Raw genomic sequence first — 20,261 nt, forward strand, 5'->3', positions numbered from 1 at the left:
TTTCAATGGGGAAAGGGCCTGCTCTTCAGGTTTGACATCTAGAGGTAAAACCTTCGGACTTACCTTGTGGGGCGGGGAAAATTTCAGATTAGTACTTCTTGGAATAGTAAGAAGCAAATCCTATATATAGAATTACTTTGATAATTAGTATAGTCGCAAGGGTAAGGCATATTTCTCTGAACCCGAGAAGTCCTGTTACTAGAATTCCGGCACTTTCAGCATATATCATGACAGAAAAAATAGCAGCACTAGTTTTCATCCTGAGGAATTGAGTTCTTTCCTCATTTTTGACCATTTCGACTTCCGCGGCCCTTTTGGGGTTTTTCATTAATCGTAAGCTAAAGAATATCCCTAATACTCCTGTTGTGATGAATCCTCCAATTATTCCTGATATCATCCCTTCTCTGTATCCCCCTGAGAAAGAGCTAAAAACGGCATACAATAGTGCAATAATACCAACGGAAGTGTGTCCGATAAAATATAGCAAGGTTTTTTTAGCGTAGTTCATGAGTATCCTCCTCAAAAAGAAATACTTCTTCAATTGTTAAATGAAATACTTGAGCAATTTTGTGTGCAAGAAAAATCGAAGGGTTATAACGGCCATTTTCTAAGGAAATAATTGTTTGTCTAGTGACATTACATAAAACAGCTAGCTCTTCTTGCGTGATGCGCTTCTCTTTACGCAATTCTTGAATACGGTTTCTCACTTGTGGCTCCTCCAATTGAAGTAAAGTTAACTTTACATAAGAGTATAGGTGACTTTACATTTGATGTCAAGTCTGTTTTACATTCCATTTGAGATTAGGAAACTATCAATACATAGCAAGTACTCGACGGAGCTTTCCGTCATTTTTTTATTTTCTTTGCGAAAAATCGCTTCCTGCTTCGTTATATAGAGTGTAAAAGCTTTTACAATAAGGGAGAGAAAAGGGGAAACCATGAAGACGGATCAAAACAATTACATACGGCGCTTGAAAGATAAAAAGGAAGAAGCCCTAGAATTTGTTATGGATGAATACTTCCCTTTAGTGAAGGGGATTGTCACTCATATATTACTCCCCTTAGAAAGACGGGAACTGGCAGAGGAATGCATAAGCGATGTTTTTCTTTCTGTATGGCTTAATGCCCAAAAATTCAGGGGTGAGAGCGAGGCGGATTTTCGCAAATGGCTCTGTGCTATAGCGAAATACAGGGCCATTGATTTTTATCGTCGCGAAAAAAAGCGGCTGGAAATTCCTTCATCCGATAATGAAAGCATGGACATCTGCCTGCCAGAGGAATCCGCAGAGGAGCAAGTTCTTTTTAAGGAGAGTACCCGGGAGATGGAAAAAATGTTGAGTTTATTTTCTCCTACGGATCGAAGGATATTTATTATGAAATTTTTCTGGGGTATGCCCTCCGAAGAAATTTCCAAGAAACTGGGCTTGACAAAATCGGCGGTGGATAACCGTATTTACAGAGGCAAAAAACAACTTGTGAAAGGCGTCATAAGTTTAGGAGATGGAGGCAAATAAAGATGAAGGATATATATGAACTTTTTAACGACATGGATATGGATATGAATGAGTTTGAAGAGGTCGAAGCAGATGAACTGGAAAGAGCCAGAGTTAAAAAAATGGTGAGAGAGAGGATTGCCCAATCCGGCAATTCAGGAGGCCTGGAAAAAAGGGGGAAAAGTAGGGCTCGGGCGGCGGCAGTCGCAATAGTGATTATGGCGGCTGGTATCGGTGGCTTGGGACTGGCTTTTCCTGCTTATGCCAAAGAAGTTCCTGTTGTAGGGGATATTTTCCGGTTTTTAGATGGAGGGCGCAGGGGAGTTTATGATCTATATGCGGAAAGCGCTCTGGATATCGATATGGTAAAGGCGGACAACGGTATTGAAGTAGCGCTGAATCAAGGCGTCTATGACGGAAAAACTTTAGTCCTAACTTATACCATAAAGACTACCAAGGATTATGGCGAAAATCCACACCTAGATAGTGCAATTGAGGTCAACTTCGCTCAGGGAACCGCAGGGAGCGAGGGGTTGAAAAAGGTCAGCCCCGGGGTCTATGTGGGGCAGAGCAACTACACTTTTTTCAGTGAGAAGGAAAACAGGGATGCTATTTCTTTCCGCTGGAGTGTTTCCGGTCTGACTGATATGGATGAAGGATTAAAGGAAGAAGAGAATATGACGACAGCTTGCCGGCTGAATTTCAACGTATCTTTAAAAACACTGGATTATAAAGTGCTGGACATTGCTGAAAACCAGTCTATAGCTCAGAGGGTGGCGGTCAGCTTAAAGCGCCTCTCGGCAACCCCGATTAATACAATTCTGTATTACGCTGAGGAAGTTCCCAGCAATCTGGTCAACTCGGTGCAGATAGCTTGGGAAATCAAGGATGATTTAGGTAATGTATATGCCTATAATGAGAATGGAGGACAGGGCAAAATCAACGGAGAAATGCTTAAAATGGAATATGTCCTGACCTTTAAGCGCCTTGATCCCCAGGCGAAAACCCTATTTATCACACCGACTTTGAAACTGGCTCATTCCCAGGGAGGTGGTGTAGAAATCTCTGAAAACGGAAAGGAAACAACCTCAATGTACAAAGAGCTGCCGGCAGGAATTGCGGCCGGAGAGTGGACAATGAAGCAGGTTACTATAGATATCAGTTCTCTGAAGTAAACATTGAAGAAACCCTGGTCGCCAAAGCTGTCTATTAGCAACTCGAGAGGTCAGTTTTAACGGCCACAATTTTCATATTAGCTTCTAAAACAAATGCGAAATATAGAAAGAAAAATAAAAGAGTTATTTCAGCAATCTTAGAATTACTGAAATAACTCTTTAGTTGTTCCTTTAGCAAGAACTCGCTATCTAAATAAGTAGATTCGCTATATTAACTGAATGCTCCAGGGACTTCCTTATTCGTGCGATGGAAAGAATCTGATGAGCTTTGGAAGTTGGAGAGGAAGAGTGCAGGCGAAAGGACACATGATAGCCCAACATAGTGATTTTTTCTTAACTTAGTCTGCCCTTAACGATTAATTAGGGGGTTATTCTAGCGTAATAAGGGGAAAAGTAGATCCATTAATAAATTGAAAAGACGTGCAGAATTGAATTTTAAGGAGAATTAAAGATTTGTGGTTTACTTAAGAGGCGAAAATTAACAAAAGAGTGTTAAAGAAACTTCTTATAGAACTTTATTATCGATATTTGGGAGGTGCTAAAATGAGGTCAATGCGTGTACTAGTATTTTCTGCAACGTATGGAGCGGGTCATATTATGGCTGCAGAAGCATTAATACAGGCCCTTAAAGATATAAAACCTTCAGTAGAAGTCATTCATGAGGATTTCATGGGGCTATACAACAATGCAGTCAATCGAATGATTAGGATTTCGTATATTAGTATGATTAAATGTGCACCAAAACTTTGGGGTGCTTTCTACCAAAGCACTAAAGACCTCACGCACGATTCTATATTTCAGACACTTATTAATAACATTGGCCGGAAACAATTAATTAAATACATTTATAGTTTGCAGCCTGACCTTATTATTTGCACTTACCCAACCATATCTGGACTGCTTGCTCAGCTCAGAAGCATAGGTAAACTAAATATTCCATTAGTAACCGTAATAACTGACTATACGACTCATTGTCAATGGATTCACCCAGGCGTTGATTTGTATATTGTTGGCAGCCCACAGGTACGGGATGGTCTTGTTGAAAGAGGAATTAACTCAAAATCTATTAAAGTTACAGGAATCCCTGTGAGTCCTAATTTTGACCGTATCTTAAATCCTTCTGAGGCACGGCAAAGTTTAGGGCTCAAAAATGATCGATTTACCTTTTTAATTATGGGGGGCGCTTACGGTGTTCTTAGTAACGTAAAGTGGATGTGTAAATATATTGCCAACACTGATGCACCTATTCAAGGGATTGTCGTCTGCGGCAAAGATCAGCGGCTTTATCGCTCACTAGATTCAGTAATAGAAGAGGCTAGTAATCCCATTGTACGCCTTGATTTCGTTAATAACATAGATGTATTAATGACAGCATCAGATGTGATAATTACAAAGGCTGGTGGACTAACTGTGTCTGAAGCCTTAACGAAGCATCTACCCATGATTATATTTAAACCTATTCCTGGGCAAGAAGAAAATAATGCAAACTATATCGAAGCTATCGGAGCTGGGAAAATCGCTTATACCCAGCAAGAGTTACTAAATTTTATTAAGGAACTCATTGAAAATCGACATATTATTGAGCGAATGAGGTCCTCTTCAGCACACGCCTTTCCAGGGCACTCAGCCGAACGTGCTGTCAAAGCCATTCTTAATCTAATCTATGAGATGCCATCAACTCGTTCTGCAGGTGCAAATCCTGCTGTTTAGGAGAAAATATGAAACAAAGGATTTCTAACAAAACTTATTGCTCTAAAAAACCCAGTTGGGTTCTTATGGTAATAGTAGCTGTCTTTATCTTCTTTATCGTGGCCTTCTTTTATCTAGATCGGCATAATGCTATTTCTTCCTTGATAAAAAGTCTTGGCCCGTTAGGGGTATTACTCGCTATCTTTCTTATGGCCTTACTCTGTATGACACCAATTCCCTCAGAAGGGTTGGTGTTAATGTATCTTAAAATCTACGGAGTATTTTGGGGAACACTTTTGGCTTGGGTTGGCTCAAACGTCGGCTCTCTTATTATTTTTTTTATCCTTAAGCATTATGGTCAATTTCTTCTCGATAAGCTTATTAGCAAAGAGCGTTTCGAGACGGTTAATCAATGGGTAAAACGCCGAGGAACCTATGGATTGCTTATTGCACGTCTCCTACCTATTCCCGCGTTCGCTGTTAATTATATTGCAAGCCTAATTCCCTCAATTAAATTGTGGCCCTATCTTTGGACCCAGATGGTCACCATTATTCCTTACTATGTTGGAACAGCTTTAGTATTCTTGGGAGTTGCTAAGGACACCTGGTATTGGTTAATAATTGGAGGCCTTGCCATTGCAGCTTTTTGGAGTATCAGCTACTTCTTAAATCGAAAGAAAATACCTAATTGAGTTGTTAAAATTTTGAGGTGAACAAAAATGAGTTGGTGGCTTTGGCTCCCATTTGGAATCCTACTCTGTATCTTTGTGTATGCCATTCTTCCTGACTTATTTCTCCATCGTCTTGGTATAGGAAGTTGGAAGAGACAATATTCTTCGGGTGTAGCCCTTACTTTTGATGACGGGCCAGACCCTGTCTACACTCCCCAATTGCTGAATATTTTAGGATCCAATAATATTCCTGCTGCATTTTTCGTGGTCGGAGAAAAAGCTCAACAAAATCCCAATCTTCTGAAGGCTATCTTAGCCCAAGGTCACCAAATTGGTGTTCATAGTTTGAAGCATCGGTATGCTTGGTTTCAGTCTCCTTGGACAACTTGGCATCATTGGGATGAAGCTGTTGCAGCGGTTGAACAAATTACCGAAAAACCAGTGCAATGGATACGGCCACCTTGGGGAACTTTTAATTTGGCATTATGGTTTTGGATCATTATACGTAAGAAGAAAGCTGTGCTTTGGACAAGTGAGGGTCATGATTGGAAAGTTTGTAATAAACCAGATCAAATTGCCAACCGTGTTCTTGAGCATATAAATGAAGGATCTATCATTGTCTTACACGACTCAGGAGGGCAAATGAAAGCGCCAGAAAATACTCTTAAAGCTGTAGAAATTCTATGCCGACGTATTGGGGAAGAGCAAAAACTGCCCATTATAAAGTTAGAGATTCCAACATGGTCAATGACACGGCGTTTAACTTATCGATTTTGGGAAATGTGGGAGAACGGTTTTGCAAAACTATATAAAATTGAGAGGATTAGTGCCAATAATCTCCTGCGTCTTTCTCAAAAAAGATACAAAGGACCAACCCTTTATTCCTCAGAAGGGCGGTTATTGGCTAAGGATGGTGACATAGTCGGGGAAATACACTTTGATAATGCCCGCTTTATGGGTAAAGAGACCGATAGCCAGTTAATTGCTCTGAAAGCTTTGCGTGAAATTAGATCTTCTCTTTCAGAGGTTGCTGCATATATCAAGCAAAATCCAAATTATGCTGAAATCAAAGTGTTCCTAGGTTTAACCCTAATCCATCGTGGAGTTAAAGGACTGGGCTTTGAAGTAAATGATGTGCCTATTACCCTTAATACTCGTCTAATAGCATTTCTTCAGAGGTTTATTTTGAAAATCTACCACCCAGGTGGTAAAGTAAGAGCTCAAAAAATGAATAAGACCTATCCAAAACTCGTTTTTATTACTAGAGACGAACTCATTTATAGATGGTTAAATTAAAAGGCTGACAGTAGAACGGATAATCATAAAACCTGCCCTGATTTCTGAGAATGAATATAAGACCTATGATTAAAAGAACTCTAGCTTTATTCCGTTGGATGTTAGTCAGGGGGGACTGCCCAATAGGCCATTACTTAGCTAATTTGTCGACAAGGAAGATCGAGCAGGAAGAATATAAGGGTTGGAAGATTTGACCAAGCCATTGAAAGAATTGGGTTGGATTTGCTGAATTTCTTTGCTAAGATAAAGGTAAGAAATTAGCTTTAATTACACAAATAGTGTAATCCAGTAATTGAGGGTTAAAAGACTAACAATTACGAAAGAGGAATGAATAAAGATGGAAGAACAAGAAGTTTTGAAAATGTTAAACGAACTAATGGGCGAAATCAAAAAAACGCGAACTGATCTATCAAGCGAAATATCACAAACGCGAGCTGACCTATCAACTGAAATATCGCTAACGCGAGCTGATCTATTAGGCGAAATTAGTACGATAAAATCTGAAGTTGATAGCAACCGCATACTATTGGAGGAGGTACAAAAGCAGATAAAAACGGTTGCCGAGGGAGTAACCTCATTGAGGGAACAAACTGCGCAGCAATTCGAAACACTTACCCACTATGTAAATGAAAAAACGAGTATACTAGAGAAGGTTATCCGAAATGATGTTGATGAAGCGAAACACATAAAAGGTATCTTAGGCGAACATGAGGTTTCGATAAGGCATTTGAAAAGCAAAAGTTTATAAGGACAAAGGTGAGCCACAGAAAAAGGTGGGCGCTGTCAAAGTTCCCTAAACAATTCCATCATAGTTGTCATAACAACTAGCTTTAAGGGCATAATTTCACATTAGCTTCCTAATACAAATGCGTAATAAGCAGAAAAGAAATCAAAGAGTTATTTCAGCAATCTAAGAATTACTGAAATAACTCTTTAGTTGTTTCAATTTAATCATTTTGAGATAAATTCTGAATTTTAGTTATTGACATATGTCTTTAATGGAGTATTATTGTTTATAAGGACATATGTCAATAACTAATGGGATTTTCTTGTTCATATTAAAGCGTTTGAGACACTGTATTTTCCCAAAACTTGCAGTGAGCCTTGAAAGTCACCTCTTCTAACTTTCTTAGTTAGATTGTTAATTTTTTAACATAGATTTTGAGCTCATATGGACTGCAGCAAGGAAAATCTCCAAGGGCTCTTGTTAAGGGAGTGAGGTGAAAAACGGTCTAATATTCCATGTACGCTTGAACTATTAAATTAATGTTGGAGGTGCAGTAAGATTGCGGGAACCAATAAGAGTTAAAAATTTAGATCCAACTTTACGTGAAGAAATAGCAGGATTATTAAATGGCTACGATTTCTCTAATTGCCTTACTTGCGGTATGTGTACTGCCGGTTGTATTTATAGTGATCTTCATAAAGATCAGGATCCGCGCAAGTTTATACGTAAAGTAGCTCTGGTATCGCAATGAAACAACTAAAGTATTCGGTAATCCCGATGGAACCTTATCTGCAGAAGTTTATATGGAACCTATTCATTACCTGTACGAAGATCGCTGGGTGGATATCAATAATACCCTTGAAGTGGCTGCTGATGGTCAGTCATTTACCAACAGAGCCAACAAGTTTAAAGTATCCTTCCCTAAGAACCCTAAAGCGAAAGAGTTAACTAGCCTTTTTCATTATTCTATCGATGGTAAAGACATTACGTTTGGTTTGTCAAATGCCCAAAGTAATAATTCTAAACTTATTTCTAATCCTCAGGATACAGTGGGGAAATTCCAAGACAATACTGCAAAGTTTGTTAATCTCTATCCTGGAGTAACCTTTGACTACTCTGTTGATGGTTCAAAAGTAAAGGAAAATATTATCCTGGAATCTTACCAAGGGAAAAATACGTTTGAATTTGTAATCAGGGGATCCGGGCTAAAAGCCAGCAAGAAATCGAATGGCTCCATAGAGTTCCTAGATAAATCAAGTGGAAAATATCTCTTTAACATTCCTCGTCCATATATGTTTGATTCCAATAAACAAGCCGGGCCAGAAGGGGTAATATCTCAAGAAGTCACTCAAGATATAACTCCAACCAAAGACGGATTTATTCTAACCATCACAGCCGACGAAGCTTTTCTGACAAACAAGGCAACGGTTTATCCAGTCACTATAGACCCGTGGATCGATTACTTTAATGCCCAGGATACCTACGTTGCCAGTGCATACTCTGACACGAATTACTATAATACCAGTTATCTCTATGTCGGTCACGATGCCACAATTGGGGCGACACGCTCCTTGGTTAAATGGCCCGAGTTACCGGATATTCCTAATGCAGAAGTACTCGGTGGTCAAATAGGACTTTATCAATACCACGCTTATTCCCAGGTTGCTCCGGTGGAGATGCATAAGGTGACAACAAGTGGATGGGCTCATGACAAAGTAACGTGGAATGCACTGCCAAGCTTTAATTACTCTGCCGAATCTACATTAGGAAGTTTAGTTACAGGCTATAATTATTTTGAAGCTACTAGTCTTATTAAAGAATGGTACGCTAACCCTCAAGCCAATAATGGGGTGATTTTTAAATATGCCGACAGCCAGGAAAACTCGAATACAAGAAGGAGCTTCTATTCCTCGGATTGGATTAATCCGGATGGAACTCCCCTTGGTAAACCAAAACTTGTCATCTCCTTTAGATCTAAAGAATTTCTTGGTTTAGCGGATTATTGGAAATTTACCCCTGACATATTTCAGGGCGAAGGGACCGGCGTCGTTAACGTCATCAATGGGAACTTTGTTTATGATATTCCCGTTTTGGATCTAAACAGCAGGGTAAACGCTTTTAATCTTAAAATGGTCTACAACAGCCGGTCCTCCTATCAGGATGCTTGGGGCTATGGCTGGACGTTCAGCCCCCAAAAACGGCTGATATTTAATAGTGACAAAAGCATTATTGAATATCTCGATGAAGATGGAACAAGAAACCATTTTGCGAAATTGCAAACAGATACATCGACCAGTTATACCGCTCCCGAGGGTAACTATCTCGAATTAACGGCTGTCGGCAGCGAATACACCATTAAACAGCCGGATGAAACGGTCTTGTACTTTGATCAGTATGGCCGGAATTATAAAATCGTTGACGAAAAAGGAAACACAGTAAAATATGTCTTCGATTCTTCTGCACCCGATTCCCGGCGCATTGTCAAAATTCAAGAACGCTATGGCAGTGAAACGACGGGCCGCGAGATTATTCTTGCTTACCGCCCCGATGGTTTGCTCGATGGACTCACTGATTTGAAAGGAACTCAGACGAAATTCAATTATGAAATCAGTGGCTTAAGCAAGCTCAGTTCAATCACCTATGCTTACGGAACCACGGATGCCAAATCAATTAACTTTAATTATGATGCCAATAATCGCTTATTTACCGTATCGGATGCTAAAGGGAACGTTGGCTAGATCGAGTATAATGCGGCTAACAAGGTGTCTAAAGTTACTGATCCCAGGTCAACCCAACAACTCCCCATGTTTGCTCAGCTCACTTATCCGAGTGCCACTGAAACGGTTTTCACGGATGCTAAGGGTTTCAAGACCTATTACAAAAATAATTCTAACCTTAACCTGCCGACCATAAATGTTGTTCAAATGGTCGAGGATTACCAAGGAACTCAACCGGCAACGACGAATTATGAATGGAACAAAAATACCCTGACGAAAGTCATCGAACCGAATAAAGACACCGGTGCGGCCAGCGGTTCTACTCACACTGGTGACTATGACGGCAACGCGAACCTCACTCAGGCAGCTTCCCCCAATAATTTAGGGGTCAGTAACACCTACGATGGCAAATCCAATCCCACCAAGGTAGAGACCAATGGGACAACTTATCACAACCTCTATGATGCTAAGAGTAACCTCCGCTCCTCCACAAATAACCTCGGTCTGACCGACTATAACACCTATGATAAGTATGGTAACACTTTAACCAGCACAAGCCCTACCAGGGCAACCCACAACCGTATCCCGAATTCTAATTTTGAAATAGTACAAAGCGGACTGCCAGTCTCCTGGAATAATCGGGACGTTGGGCAATACAGTGTGAGTACCCAGGAAAAGGTTTTTGGCAAGAGCTCAGGAAAAATCTATCTATCTCCTACGGACGGAGGCGGGTATTTTACACAACTGGTGCCTGTAGCAGCAGATGAGACAGATAAAGATTATACCCTATCTGTCTATGCCAAGACTTCAGGCGTAACAGGTACTGGCGCTAATTTTCGAGTCTATTTTAAAGATGCTAGCGGAAATTATATTTATAACGGTGCAGACTTGGTAATCTATGATTCTAAGACTGTTGGCGGTACAACGGATTGGACCAGATTATCCACTTACTTTAAAGCTCCTGCTAATACGGCCGCGATTCAAATAGACTTGCGCATTCTCGGAGCCGGAACGGTCTACTTTGATGGAGCAGAACTGGTCTATGGAAGGGTGCTGGATAACTACTATTCCAATGAAAATGCCAGTCTGGAGTGGGGGAACCTTGAAAACTGGACCATGTCTTCCTTGGGAACGGGAGACGGCAAAAGTTCAGAAATGGCTAAACGAGGAAGCTATTCCTTAAAACTCAATGGAACCACGGCCAGTAAAAATCTAGGCCAGTATGTCGAAGTGCAGGGTAATGCCAATGATCCCCTAACCATATCCGGCTGGGCCTACTCAACGAATCCCAATCCCTCCGGAGGATACTTCGCGCTGGATGTCGTCTTGAGGTATAACGATGGAACGGAAGAGGTCTTCATCCAGGAATTTGACAAATCAAGAGCCAATCAGTGGCAGATGCTCAAAAGCACGATCCGCGCCCAGAAAGCTTTTTACCAGGCTAAGGTCTATGTCCTTTACTACAACCAGACAGGAGCCGTTTATTTTGACAACATCAAACTGGAAGAGCGGAGTTCCCTGTCGCAAAAGGCCTATGATTCATCCGGGAACTTTGTCACAGCAACAACGGATGAATTAAACAACCGTTCCAGCTCCAATTATGATTCCAACGGTAATCTGCTGGATTCTACGGATGCCAGTGGTAAGAAGGCCAGCTTTGTCTATAATCTCCTGAATAAATTCAAGAGTGCCACCTTAAAAGGCCCGACCCTCGCTGAAGATATTCAGACCAGCTATAATTACGATGCACAGGGAAATTTACTGTCCAGAACGGACCCCAATGGGCGTGTTACTAATTTTGATTACAACGCAATTAATAAGGCTGTAACTGAGACAGACCCCTTAGCTAAATTTATCACTTACGATTACGATGAGAACGGCAACCTAAAATCCAGTACCAGGGGTAAAGGGGCGAATATCGTCCAATCGGAGAGCTACACTTATGACCGGAAAAACCGGCTGCTGGAAACGTATGTCGGAGGCGTAAAACAATTTACCAATGTCTATAATTTTGCTGATGACAAAACACAAGTGACGTTGGCAGACGGTGTGACAAAATACACCTACTCTTACGATGCCAACCATCGCGTCTTGACAGCGGCAGAGCCAGGTAACAGCTTTACGTTGACCAATGAATACGGACAAACACCCGGAAACTCCAACGGCATGCGGGTTAAGTATACGGAAGCTATGGGCGGGATGAGTCAAATAACCTCCTTTTCCTACGATGAACTGCGCAGAATGACCACAGCCACAGGACCTAGAGGTGGATTAACCGAGTTCTTCTACAATGAGCAGGGAGCTCAAAGCCGGATCAAGAACGGGGCTACGGAAATCTATCAGGACTTTGATAATGCCGGCAGATTAACCGGTCAAACGGTGATCGGCAGCAGCAAGCTTGATCTTAAGAACAGCTATTATGCCAATGGACAGGTCAACACTTATAAAGAAGATGGAACCACTCATACCTTCCTTTACGACTTTGCCAAAAGGCTTACCTCCTGGAATAACGGTACCAGCACAGTAACTTATAATTATGATAAAGCCGGAAATCTTAAGAATCCCCATGGCATGAACCTGACTTTCAATGAAGCGAATGAAGTTATTGGCTATCTCTACGATGATGCAGGAAATCTGACCCAGGATAACAAATATAAATATACCTGGGATCAGCAAGGACAGCTGACGACTGTTAAGAATCTCAGCGATACAGTTCTGGCCAGCTACACGTATCATCCGAATGGTCTGCGCAAAACTAAGACAGTAGGAAGCACGACGAACTATCATTATGATGAGACGAACTTGATCCGGATAACCAATGGCAGTGGGGCAACTGTTTGGACCTTCACCTGGGCTGACGGAAAACCGGTGAGCATGACTAATGCCAGCGGAACGACATTCTATTATGTCACCAACTTCCGCGGTGATGTCATCCGCATCATGGATGGAAACGGTAATTCCGTTGCAAGCTATAGTTATGATCCTTGGGGTAAGGTTCTGTCTGTATCCGAGAACTCCGCAGTGGCGGGGCAACCGATTCGCTATGCGAGTTACGCCTATGATACCGAGACGCAGTTGTATTATTTGCAAGCACGGTATTATGATCCCGAGACTGCAAGGTTTATTTCTAGGGATCCTGATGGTGGGGATCAGGACAATCCCATAAGCCAGAATCTTTATGCTTATGCCAATGATGATCCGGTAAATAATGTGGATCCGGATGGGGAATGGGCATTTTTAATTGGTGCAGCTGTGGGTACAGCTATTTACCACTTTACAACACCGGCTTCAGAACGGACCACATGGGGATACGCAAAGGCTGGTTTATTGGGGGCTCTCCCTGCTGGTGGACTTAAGATAGCTGGCAAAGTAGGAGGGAACTTAGCAAGAAGAATTTTATTTAATGGGAATAATGGATATGGATATAAAATAGGCAAAAATATTGAATTAATGTATAAGACTCCCAATACAAATGGAGGGACATTAATTAGTGTGAGAAAACGATTTAGAATAGATTATGATGAACCCAAAGGGTTGCATGGCCATTGGGGAAAAGGCAAGGCAGCACGGAAAATCCATAGAAGTTTAAACCCCTTGAGATGGGGAAAACCTAAGTAAAAAGGATGTAAAATATGAGAGTATTCAAAGAAAACTATAATAATATCAATATACTAACGATAAGAGACATTGATATAGACAATGATTCTATAGCTGAAGAACTAAAATATATAATAAAAAAGCTTACGAAGGGTAATGAATATTATTTTGAGTTTTTTAAAGAAAATTACTTCCTTGAGGATGAAGAGGTTCAAAGGTATAGAATTGAAGTGCCTGAATTTATTAAGCAAAATGGACTATACTCATTAAAAAAGCAACGTGGCGAAGAACATCTAGAAAGTATAGGCTTAATAAAAGTCACAGATAAAATATTTGACCAAATTATCAAGATGTGGAAGTTTTTTGAGGGGCTTTTATTTTATAATCCAACAAATACGTTAAATTGGCAAAAGTTTGAGAGAACTTATTATAGTATAAAACCTGAACTGTATGGAATTGGTATTATTGAGAAAAATTATGCTAACTCTGTATTTATAAAAGGGCATGATGGTGATAATTTAATTTTCTCATACGGATCCAGCTTTGATCATTCTTTAGTAAATGACGTAGTAAAATCATGTAATTAATAATATTTTAAGGTAACTGGTTTGATGGCAATTCCATTTTATCTCAATTATGTTTTAGGTAGAACTGACTGTTATTTGTGCCTTCATACGAAAACTAGAAACTATTCATAAGCTATAGCAGTAAGGGATACAAGGGGGAGTAATCAAAACAGCAATAATTACTCCCCCACATTTTTTTGCGCAAAACTAAGACAGTAGGAAGCACGACGAATAACTACCATTATGATGAGATGAACTTGATCCGTATAACTAATGGCAGTGGGGGGACGGTTTGAACCTTCACCTGGGCTGACGGAAAACCGGTGAGCATGACTAATGCCAGCGGAACGACCTTTTATTATGTTACAAACTTCCGCGGCGATGTCATCCGCATTATGGATGGAAACGGTAATTCTGTTGCAAGCTATAGTTATGATCCTTGGGGTAAGGTGCTGTCAGTCACTGAAAATGCTGCTGTTGCAGGACAACCGATTCGCTATGCGAGTTACGCCTATGATACCGAGACTCAGTTGTATTATCTGCAAGCTCGGTATTATGATCCAGAGACTGCAAGATTTATTTCTAGAGATCCTGATGGTGGGGATCAGGACAATCCGATAAGCCAGAATCTCTATGCTTATGCCAATGATGATCCGGTGAACAATGTGGATCCGGATGGACAATGGGCATGGTTAATTGGAGCTGCTGTTAGTGCAACGATTTCAGGAGCTTTATATGGATTAGAAGTTAGAAATGGTCTAAGAGACTTTTCAGGAAGGGACTTAGCTATTACTATGGGCACAGCAGCCTTAATGGGGGGGCTATCTGCTGGAGTTTTTGGGAATAGTCTAAAGTTCCAGGACTATTTAAATATCATAAACCTGGTTTTCTGGAGCCAATAACCCGAGCAGAAAAAGCATTAAAATATTCATATCAGGCCAAATCGATAGTGGTTAATGGTTTGGTAAATGCTGCAACTAGAAAAAAATCTAAACGATGGTACCCTTATACAAGTAAAATTAACTGGGTCAAAAGTAAGTACAAAAAGTATCGATCCAAGTAATAAAAAGGAGGCAACCAAAATTGGGGTTTCTCGATATATTATTGGAACTTGCTATGTCGATATTTTCAACGGGAGTATCCGTTGGAACGAGTAAGAAGTGGTATGTTAACTTAATTCAATACGTGCTATTATTACTATTTGTTGTTGCCGTTATTTATGGGTTGATTATTCTTTTTATATAACATTTTTCAAAAAACACAATGTCATACCGTTTTATAAATATAGACATTAGAGATGGGTAGAGATGGGTAAAAATGCGTTAGTTACAGAAGAAGGGCAAACTATAACTATAAGGTTAATTCATACGAAAACTAAAGACTAATCATAAGACAGAGCAGTGAGGGATACAAGGGGGAGTAATCTAAACAGCAATAATTACTCTCCCACATTTTTTTGCGCAAATAGAAGAAGGTGATTAATATAACTAAGATTTTACTTAAACTATTAGTGTTTTTGGTACTCTCTTTCTTACAGGCATAATATTTATTTATATCTTTGGTAATTACTTGGAAAAATCAAGACTTTAATGTTGTACTAAGAATTACTTTTGTATTTTTAGTTATTTTTGCTTTAGGATTGTACTCTTCTCCCAATACTTAGAGGTAATTAAAGTAATCTAACTAATTAGATCACTCTTAGAACAATGTAGATCCGGATGGGGAATTGGTAAATATATAGTGTGAAAAGATACTTCAAATAAATTGGAGCAAGTTAATTTATTCGCGAAGTTAAATCTATGGGAGTGATGTAATTTTGTTAGATTTCTTATTTGAGTTATTTTCTTATTTAACAACTGATATTCCAGAGGAAAGATCAAAAAAACGTAAGCTGTATATATTATTGTCTGTTATAATCGGTTTTATCTTGATTGGAGCTGTGATTATAAGTATAGTTAATTGGCTTTGATAATGATACAACAAATTAAATTATAATAGTTATAGGGGGCGTTACGAAACTTGATGCGTTACGTCCCCTATAGATTTGTCCGGTACTGACAGAGCATGGGCTGCTGTCTCATTAACTGTTGGAGTTATCGGTGGTAAAGCTGAAACCCTATACCCTATACTTATCTTACTAGGGTATAACGTTGATCATGTTAAAGCCCTGTCAGCTGGCGGAAAAGATGTTCCTTCAAATATGAGATTAAGAACAATTAGGGATCATAAAAATCCATAAGCATTATCATCCATGGAGGTAAAGTATTTTCAAGTACTTGTGGGGGTGTTGATTTGAATTATTCAAAGATATTAACAGCAAAAAATAGTAAAAAAAATCATTGTTACTCTGATAGCGGAGAGCTTTTAGTGTTTTCCTCTCCTCATGATCTTGTACCGAAATGGGTTAAAAAAGATGATAGTTTTTTTGTGTCAATTAAGGGTAGAGTCCCATCAAAGTACGGATGGGTAAAAAATGTAAAACCGTATACCTTAGAGGACTTTATCAAAAAGGATCTTGAATCTCTCGGGATGGATTATGGTGAAATTTCCGATGATCTAAAAATTAAGTACAAAATATTTCTTGATTCGGTCAATAAGTATAATGAGGGAACTCCAATACAAACCTATTTCGCAGAATATGGAATCCTAGAGAAAAAAATAGTCCAACGTTTTACAAAAGTTTTCTTTTATAATGTTGAAGAGTAAAAACTAAACTTTTTCCCTACATCCGTGTTTGGTAGGAAATGGCCTCATTGGTCTCACAGAACTCTGTTCGAGTGTGGGGTTTGCCTCAAAATGGGATCGTACCATCCAAGGATTTGACCGGATTAACAGAATCCGGTCAAATCCTTATTACTTATCCAAGTGCTACTGAAACGGTTTTCACGGATGCTAAAGGTTTCAAAACCTATTACAAAAAATAACTCTAACCTGAACCTGCCGACAATAAATGTTGTTCAAATGATTGAGGATTACCAAGGAACCCAACCGGCAACGACGAATTATGAATGGAACAAAAATACCCTGACCAAAGTTATCGAGCCGAATAAAGACACCGGTGCGGCCAGCGGTTCTACTCATACTGGGGCCTATGATGGCAACGCAAACCTCACTCAGGCAGCTTCCCCCAATAATTTAGGGGTCAGTAACACCTACGATGCCAAATCCAATCCTACCAAGGTAGAGACCAATGGCACAACCTACGACAACCTTTATGATGCTAAGAGTAACCTTCGCTCCTCCACAAATAACCTTGGTCTGACCGACTACAACACCTATGATAAGTATGGTAACACTTTAACCAGCATAAGCCCTACCAGGGCAACCCACAACCGTATCCCGAATTCTAATTTTGAAATAGTACAAAGCGGACTGCCAGTCTCCTGGAATAATCGGGACGTTGGACAATACAGTGTGCCGCGGAAAAGGTCTTTGGCAAGAGTTCAGGAAAAATCTATCTATCTCCTACGGACGGAGGCGGGTATTTTACGCAACAGGTGCCTGTAGCCGCTGATGAGACAGATAAAGATTATACCTTATCCGTCTATGCCAAGACTTCAGGCGTAACAGGTACTGGCGCTAATTTTCGAGTCTATTTTAAAGATGCTAGCGGAAATTATATTTATAACGGTGCAGACTTGGTAATCTATGATTCTAAGACTATTGGCGGTACAACGGATTGGACCAGATTATCCACTTACTTCAAAGCCCCGGCTAATACGGCCGCGATTCAAATAGACTTGCGCATTCTCGGAGCCGGAACGGTCTACTTTGATGGAGCAGAACTGGTCTACGGAAGGGTGCTGGATAACTACTATTCCAATGAAAATGCCAGTCTGGAGTGGGGGAACCTTGAAAACTGGACCATGTCTTCCTTGGGAACGGGAGACGGCAAAAGTTCAGAAATAGCTAAACGAGGAAGCTATTCCTTAAAACTCAACGGAAACACTGCCAGTAAAAATCTAGGCCAGTATGTCGAAGTGCAGGGTAATGCCAATGATCCCCTAACCATATCCGGCTGGGCCTACTCAACCAATCCCAATCCCTCCGGAGGATACTTCGCGCTGGATGTGGTTTTGAGGTATAACGATGGAACGGAAGACGTCTTCATCCAGGAATTTGACAAATCCAGAGCCAATCAGTGGCAGATGCTCAAAAGCACGATCCGCGCCCAGAAAGCTTTTTACCAGGCTAAGGTCTATGTCCTTTACTACAACCAGACAGGAGCCGTTTATTTTGACAACATCAAACTGGAAGAGCGGAGTTCCCTGTCGCAAAAGGCCTATGATTCATCCGGAAACTTTGTCACAGCAACAACGGATGAATTAAACAACCGTTCCAGCTTCAATTTCGATTCCAACGGTAATCTGCTGGATTCTACCGATGCCAGCAGCAAGAAGGCCAGCTTTGTCTATGATCTCTTGAATAAACTCAAGAGTGCCACTTTAAAAGGCCCGACCCTCGCTGAAGATATTCAGACCAGTTATATTTATGATGCTCAAGGAAACTTAAAGTCCAGAACGGACCCCAATGGGCGTGTTACTAATTTTGATTACAACGCAATTAATAAGGCTGTAACTGAGACAGATCCTTTAGGGAAATTTATCACTTACGATTACGATGAGAACGGCAACCTAAAATCCAGTATCAGGGGTAAAGGGGCGAATACCGTCCAATCGGAGAGCTACACTTATGACCGGAAAAACCGGCTGCTGGAAACGTATGTCGGAGGCGTAAAACAATTTACCAATGTCTATAATTTTGCTGATGACAAAACGCAAATGACGTTGGCAGACGGTGTGACAAAATACACCTACTCTTACGATGCCAACCATCGCGTCTTGACAGCGGCAGAGCCAGGCAACAGCTTTACGTTGACCAATGAATACGGACAAACACCCGGAAACTCCAACGGCATGCGGGTTAAGTACACGGAAACTATGGGCGGGATGAGTCAAATAACCTCCTTTTCCTACGATGAACTGCGCAGAATGACCACAGCCACAGGACCTAGAGGTGGATTAACCGAGTTCTTCTACAATGAGCAGGGAGCTCAAAGCCGGATCAAGAACGGGGCTACCGAAATCTATCAGGACTTTGATAATGCCGGCAGATTAACAGGTCAAACGGTAATCGGCAGCAGTAAGCTTGATCTCAAGAACAGCTATTATGCCAATGGTCAGGTCAACACTTATAAAGAAGACGGCACTACTCACACGTTTGTTTACGACTTTGCCAAAAGGCTTGCCTCCTGGAATAACGGTACCAACACTGTAACCTATAATTATGACAAAGCCGGAAACCTTAAAAATCCCCATGGTTTGAACCTTACTTTCAATGAAGTGAATGAAGTTATCGGATATCTCTACGATGATGCAGGGAATCTGACCCAGGATAACAAATATAAATATACCTGGGATCAGCAAGGACAGCTGACGACTGTTAAAAATCTCAGCGATACTGTTCTGGCCAGTTATACGTATCATCCGAATGGTCTGCGCAAAACTAAGACCGTAGGAAGCACGATGAACTATCATTATGATGAGACGAACTTGATCCGGATAACCAATGGCAGTGGGGCGACTGTTTGGACCTTCACCTGGGCCGACGGAAAACCGGTGAGCATGACTAATGCCAGCGGAACGACCTTCTATTATGTCACCAACTTCCGCGGTGATGTCATCCGGATTATGGATGGAAACGGTAATTTTGTTGCAAGCTATAGTTATGATCCTTGGGGTAAGGTGCTGTCAGTCACTGAAAACGCTGCAGTGGCGGGGCAACCGATACGTTATGCGAGTTATGCCTATGATACCGAGACTCAGTTGTATTATCTGCAAGCTCGGTATTATGATCCGGAGACTGCAAGGTTTGTTTCTAGGGATCCTGATGGTGGGGATCAGGACAATCCGATAAGTCAGAACCTTTATGCTTATGGTAATGATGATCCTGTGAACAATGTTGATCCGGATGGGCAATGGGCCATTACTCTCGGAGCTATTGGACCAGCTGGTTGGTTCTTGCTTGGAGCTCTCACTATTTATTCAGTTGTTCTTAGTTATAGATACTATGCGGAACACAGGGAGGCGACACTTCCTGATGAAGGAGGAGTTATATTAGGACGGAAAGTATCGCGAGAACGCGCGGCTGAATTGCTTAGAAGAGGTAAAAATGTCATAAGTGGTAGTAAGAAAGCTGCGAAAAAGATTGCAAAAAAAGCATGGAGAAAGGTTTATAAAGATCAAGCTCATAAAAAACCAGGATCAAGACCTCACTGGCATGGAAAAGGAAAACAGAAGCCACCGGGTCATTCTCTTTGGTAAAGGGGAA

At 40.8% G+C, this 20,261-nt stretch carries 16 protein-coding genes and 1 pseudogene; 15 read left to right on the plus strand and 2 right to left on the minus strand.

Features of this window, described 5'->3' with window-relative positions:
- Positions 1 to 88 precede the first annotated feature (88 nt).
- Both DESMER_RS09840 and DESMER_RS09845 read right to left on the minus strand, forming a co-directional pair.
- Positions 89 to 508 (minus strand): hypothetical protein, encoded by a 420-nt coding sequence (locus tag DESMER_RS09840; protein ID WP_014902896.1) that lies wholly within the window; start codon positions 506 to 508, stop codon positions 89 to 91.
- A complete protein-coding gene (locus DESMER_RS09845; RefSeq protein WP_014902897.1) occupies positions 495 to 707 on the minus strand; it encodes a helix-turn-helix transcriptional regulator in 213 nt (70 codons plus the stop codon). Before DESMER_RS09845 ends, DESMER_RS09840 begins: the two co-directional genes overlap by 14 nt.
- Before the next feature lie 231 nt (positions 708 to 938).
- Between DESMER_RS09845 and DESMER_RS09850 the strand changes: the two genes are divergently transcribed.
- The 15 genes and pseudogenes from DESMER_RS09850 to DESMER_RS09915 all read left to right on the plus strand — a co-directional run bounded on the left by DESMER_RS09850 (position 939) and on the right by DESMER_RS09915 (position 20,254).
- Complete coding sequence (locus DESMER_RS09850) at positions 939 to 1,514, plus strand: sigma-70 family RNA polymerase sigma factor (protein ID WP_014902898.1); 576 nt, start codon at positions 939 to 941, stop codon at positions 1,512 to 1,514.
- Positions 1,515 to 1,516: 2 nt separating this feature from the next.
- A complete protein-coding gene (locus DESMER_RS09855; protein WP_014902899.1) occupies positions 1,517 to 2,668 on the plus strand; it encodes a DUF4179 domain-containing protein in 1,152 nt (383 codons plus the stop codon).
- Between the two features lie 543 nt (positions 2,669 to 3,211).
- The gene (locus tag DESMER_RS09860) at positions 3,212 to 4,378 is read left to right on the plus strand and encodes a UDP-N-acetylglucosamine--LPS N-acetylglucosamine transferase (RefSeq protein WP_014902900.1); all 1,167 of its coding nucleotides are present in this window, start codon (positions 3,212 to 3,214) and stop codon (positions 4,376 to 4,378) included.
- An 8-nt stretch (positions 4,379 to 4,386) separates the two neighbouring features.
- Entirely contained in the window at positions 4,387 to 5,049 is a 663-nt protein-coding gene (locus DESMER_RS09865; RefSeq protein ID WP_014902901.1) for a TVP38/TMEM64 family protein, read from the plus strand.
- 27 nt (positions 5,050 to 5,076) lie between these two features.
- On the plus strand, positions 5,077 to 6,324 hold the full coding sequence (locus DESMER_RS09870) for a polysaccharide deacetylase family protein (protein WP_014902902.1): 1,248 nt from the start codon (positions 5,077 to 5,079) through the stop codon (positions 6,322 to 6,324).
- 337 nt (positions 6,325 to 6,661) lie between these two features.
- Positions 6,662 to 7,072, plus strand: coding sequence for a hypothetical protein (locus DESMER_RS09875; RefSeq protein WP_014902903.1), 411 nt, complete (start codon positions 6,662 to 6,664; stop codon positions 7,070 to 7,072).
- 538 nt (positions 7,073 to 7,610) lie between these two features.
- Positions 7,611 to 7,790 (plus strand): annotated as a pseudogene (locus tag DESMER_RS09880) ((Fe-S)-binding protein); the annotation flags it as partial.
- 64 nt (positions 7,791 to 7,854) lie between these two features.
- On the plus strand, positions 7,855 to 9,789 hold the full coding sequence (locus DESMER_RS09885) for a DNRLRE domain-containing protein (protein WP_042333633.1): 1,935 nt from the start codon (positions 7,855 to 7,857) through the stop codon (positions 9,787 to 9,789).
- Positions 9,790 to 9,813: 24 nt separating this feature from the next.
- Positions 9,814 to 13,386 (plus strand): RHS repeat-associated core domain-containing protein, encoded by a 3,573-nt coding sequence (locus DESMER_RS09890; protein WP_042333635.1) that lies wholly within the window; start codon positions 9,814 to 9,816, stop codon positions 13,384 to 13,386.
- A gap of 14 nt (positions 13,387 to 13,400) precedes the next feature.
- Positions 13,401 to 13,952 (plus strand): hypothetical protein, encoded by a 552-nt coding sequence (locus tag DESMER_RS09895; RefSeq protein WP_014902905.1) that lies wholly within the window; start codon positions 13,401 to 13,403, stop codon positions 13,950 to 13,952.
- A 308-nt stretch (positions 13,953 to 14,260) separates the two neighbouring features.
- Complete coding sequence (locus tag DESMER_RS09900) at positions 14,261 to 14,833, plus strand: RHS repeat-associated core domain-containing protein (protein ID WP_052314843.1); 573 nt, start codon at positions 14,261 to 14,263, stop codon at positions 14,831 to 14,833.
- 181 nt (positions 14,834 to 15,014) lie between these two features.
- On the plus strand, positions 15,015 to 15,176 hold the full coding sequence (locus DESMER_RS23765; RefSeq protein WP_014902906.1) for a hypothetical protein: 162 nt from the start codon (positions 15,015 to 15,017) through the stop codon (positions 15,174 to 15,176).
- A 1,047-nt stretch (positions 15,177 to 16,223) separates the two neighbouring features.
- Positions 16,224 to 16,637, plus strand: a complete 414-nt coding sequence (locus DESMER_RS09905; RefSeq protein ID WP_042333636.1) for a hypothetical protein — start codon at positions 16,224 to 16,226, stop codon at positions 16,635 to 16,637.
- 183 nt (positions 16,638 to 16,820) lie between these two features.
- Entirely contained in the window at positions 16,821 to 17,438 is a 618-nt protein-coding gene (locus tag DESMER_RS09910; protein WP_014902908.1) for a hypothetical protein, read from the plus strand.
- Complete coding sequence (locus DESMER_RS09915; RefSeq protein ID WP_014902909.1) at positions 17,429 to 20,254, plus strand: RHS repeat domain-containing protein; 2,826 nt, start codon at positions 17,429 to 17,431, stop codon at positions 20,252 to 20,254. The genes DESMER_RS09910 and DESMER_RS09915 overlap by 10 nt, the downstream gene beginning before the upstream one ends.
- Positions 20,255 to 20,261 lie beyond the last annotated feature (7 nt).

The sequence above is a fragment of the Desulfosporosinus meridiei DSM 13257 genome (assembly GCF_000231385.2).
GTDB classification, from domain to species: domain Bacteria; phylum Bacillota; class Desulfitobacteriia; order Desulfitobacteriales; family Desulfitobacteriaceae; genus Desulfosporosinus; species Desulfosporosinus meridiei.